Source organism: Mycobacterium sp., assembly GCF_019243155.1.
Classification (GTDB): domain Bacteria; phylum Actinomycetota; class Actinomycetes; order Mycobacteriales; family Mycobacteriaceae; genus Mycobacterium.
Window position 1 is genome coordinate 1 of the sequence record NZ_JAFAUS010000300.1, and the last position, 2,131, is coordinate 2,131.

Genomic DNA, 2,131 nt, shown 5'->3' on the forward strand with positions numbered 1-2,131 from the left:
CTGCTGAACAGCTCATATGCGGCGTTAAGAATGCGTTCGCGAGCCGAGGCGACGGGCCTGCCGGCGTCCGAAAATGTCATGACTACTCATAACGTACTCTTAAGGCACCCTATGTAGACAGACAGACCTGTCTCGTTATAGAAAAGAGATTCGCATCCGCGAACGGTCTGTCTTCAGGGAGCAGGACGGATATCCGTCGCCGGGTCAGTAGTACCGGCAGACTAGGAGGTCCATCATGAGCTCAGTCATAGCGGAACCGCTGTACACCAGCCGCCTCAAGTTGAGCACGAGGCTGGTCTATGAGCTGGGAGACCCCCACAGCACGCTGCGCGCAACCACCGACCGCAATGGCTCGGCGGTGCTGATCTACGCGGGCGGCGAGGTTGACGCCTGCAACGAGCACACGTGGCGTCACCTGATCAGCGAGGCGGCCAACGGAATCAGCGCCCCGGGACCCTTGGTCGTCGACGTCACCGGGCTCGAGTTCATGGGCTGCTGCGCATTCGCGGTACTGGCCGAAGAGGCCAGGGGTTGCCGGGATCGCGGCATCGAACTGCGTTTGGTGAGCCGTGATCCGATCGTCGCCCGGATTGTCGATGCGTGTGGGCTGAGCGGCGTTCTGCCGATCTACCCGACCGTGGACTCCGCGCTCGCGGGGGCGGCTCGACGTTAAGCGGCACTGATCGGCGATCAGTGGCCAGATGAGCGATCTCCCCACCTTCGGCGTGGAGGAAGAATTTCTGCTCGTCGACGCCAAAACCGGCCAGCCCGTCGGACAGAACGACGCCGTGGCCGCGGAGGCCGCACGTCGCGGCGTCAAGCTTCAGTTGGAGTTGAGCAGTTGCCAGGTGGAGACCACGTCCAGCGTCGCTGTCACCAGTACCGAACTCGGCGGGGAACTGAGCCGGCTCCGTAGTGTCGCTGCGCGGGCAGCCGAGGCCGTCGGCGCTGCGCTGCTGGCCTCGGGGCTGCCGCCGTCGACCCCACATGAGTTCCCAATCACCGACACCCCTCGCTACCGGCGGATCGGGGCGGAGTTCGGGATGGTCGCGCACGAGCAAGGCATTTGCGGATGCCATGTGCACGTTGAGGTTCCGGACCGAGCGGCCGCCATCCACGTCAGCAATTGGCTGCGGCCGTGGCTGCCGTCACTGCTTGCGCTGTCGGCGAATTCGCCCCTGTACCGCAACTCCGACAGCGGTTTCGCAAGCTGGCGCAGCATCCTGTGGCGACGCTGGCCGGCGGCGGGGCCGCCGCCGTTCTTCGCCTCGCCCGACGAGTACGACAGCGCCGTGCGCATGCTCGTCGACACCGGAGTGATCCTGGACAAAGGCATGATCTACTGGGACGTGCGTCCGTCAACGGACTTCCCCACGGTGGAGATTCGAGTGGCCGACGTCCCTGCCACGGTGTCTGAAACCGTGCTACTCGCCACCCTGGTCAGGGCGGCTGTGATGACGGCGCTGGACTCGCGCGGCCGGGGCGATGACATCGCACAACTGCCGCCCGGTGCGCTACGCGCGGCGTATTGGAAGGCCGCTCATGATGGATTGGACGGTCGCACTCTCGATTTGGTCCACGGGCGCGGAGCGTTACCGGCGCGCGAACAATTGGCAGCGCTGGTGGCACGCACGCGCCCGGCGCTGGAGGCGCTCGACGAATACGACCGTGTCACCGAAGAACTCGACCGCGTTGCGGCCCGCGGGAACGGGGCGATGCGTCAGCGGCGGGTGTGGCGCGAGCGCGGCGATGTGATGGACGTCATCGCCGACGTCGCCGCCGCCACTTTGAGCTGAATCACCCGGGCCGTCACGCCACCGCGAGCAGGCGATACAGGCCGATCAGGCCGACGACCACGATGATGGCGCGCAGCGCATTGCCCGATAACCGTCGCCCGTAGCGCGCCCCGAGCACTCCCCCGACCAGCGAGCCCGCCGCGATCAGCCCGGCCGCCGGCCAGCTGATCCGATCGAAGGCCACCAGAGTATAGGCAAGCGCGGCAACCACATTCACGACAAGGGCGAGCAGATTCTTGGCCGCGTTCATGCGTTGCACCGACTCCGGAAGCAAGGCACCCATCAGGCCGACCAGCAGGATGCCCTGGGCGGCGGTGAAGTAGCCGCCGTAAACG

3 protein-coding genes are annotated in these 2,131 nt (G+C 66.0%); 2 read left to right on the forward strand and 1 reads right to left on the reverse strand.

Annotated features, from left to right (window positions below; genetic code table 11):
• Positions 1-235 precede the first annotated feature (235 nt).
• A complete protein-coding gene (locus JOZ00_RS14970) occupies positions 236-673 on the forward strand; it encodes an anti-sigma factor antagonist (RefSeq protein ID WP_293344811.1) in 438 nt (145 codons plus the stop codon).
• 28 nt (positions 674-701) lie between these two features.
• The gene (locus JOZ00_RS14975) at positions 702-1,796 is read left to right on the forward strand and encodes a glutamate--cysteine ligase (protein WP_293344813.1); all 1,095 of its coding nucleotides are present in this window, start codon (positions 702-704) and stop codon (positions 1,794-1,796) included.
• 13 nt (positions 1,797-1,809) lie between these two features.
• On the opposite strand, the gene JOZ00_RS14980 is transcribed toward JOZ00_RS14975, so the two are convergent.
• On the reverse strand, positions 1,810-2,131 hold a 322-nt coding region (locus JOZ00_RS14980), incomplete at its 5' end, for a sulfite exporter TauE/SafE family protein (RefSeq protein WP_293344815.1).

Bases quoted from the DNA above. Each gene is read 5' to 3' on its own strand.
- JOZ00_RS14970 (WP_293344811.1), top strand. From the start codon at position 236: ATGAGCTCAGTCATAGCGGAACCGCTGTACACCAGCCGCCTCAAGTTG.
- JOZ00_RS14975 (WP_293344813.1), top strand. From the start codon at position 702: ATGAGCGATCTCCCCACCTTCGGCGTGGAGGAAGAATTTCTGCTCGTC.